1 protein-coding gene is annotated in these 784 nt (G+C 57.5%); it reads right to left on the bottom strand.

Annotation, left to right across the window (positions count from 1 at the left end):
• Nucleotides 1–784 (bottom strand): DUF2868 domain-containing protein (locus ACTHTY_RS11310; RefSeq protein ID WP_440367699.1); only part of this gene is annotated, 784 nt, incomplete at both ends.

The following is a 784-nucleotide window of genomic DNA, read 5'->3' on the forward strand; positions in this document are numbered from 1 at the left end:
CCTTTATCCAGCCATTCCTGTGCCAGCCTGCCCGCAAACCATGTGCCTTCGTACCATTCGGTTTCCAGCATGACTGCCCACTTGGGCGCGTCGTTTAAGGTGATTTTCGGGGAAACGGCAGACACGGTTTCCCGACGCGTGTCCGCATCGACGATTTTGTTCTGCCAACGGCGGATGACCGCCTGATAATAAGGTTTCTCCAAATCCAGCTTGCTTTGGCTTGTTTTTAAAAAGATTTTGCATACCGCCCAAGCCAGCAGGCGCGGCAGGATGCCGTAGCAGGCAATGCTGCCGACCAACAAGCCCGACCACGCGCGCGCATCGGCGATGTTGCCGTTCAGACGACCTTCGACCACCGCCCGCGCATCAGGTGCAGGGAAACCGAGTTTCGACGGCAGCCACGCCAACATTTCCACCGCGCGCACCGAAGCGGCATTGCTCAACAGCGTGCTTTCCCAGTTGAACGTATATTGGCGCACCAAAAGCAGCAGCAATACCGACACCAGCATTCCGCTCAGGGTGCAGAGCCATAGACTGTGCGAAGTCGCGCCGGCGATCCAACGCGCCGAAGGCTGCCGCCATTCGTCCGCATACAGCCGGAACACCGCCTGATTGACGGGGTCTTTACCCCGAAACCACGTCGCGGGACTGCTGAAAAACCGCCCCACTTTCACACGCAGGAACAACGTTGCCAACCATACCGCCAACATCAGCGTATTCATACCCAACACGCCCGCCAAAATCAGGAAGAAATTCAGCCCTTGGCTGTCCATCAGAAGGTAAG

This window comes from Neisseria sp. P0019.S002 (assembly GCF_051957155.1).
Classification (GTDB): domain Bacteria; phylum Pseudomonadota; class Gammaproteobacteria; order Burkholderiales; family Neisseriaceae; genus Neisseria; species Neisseria perflava.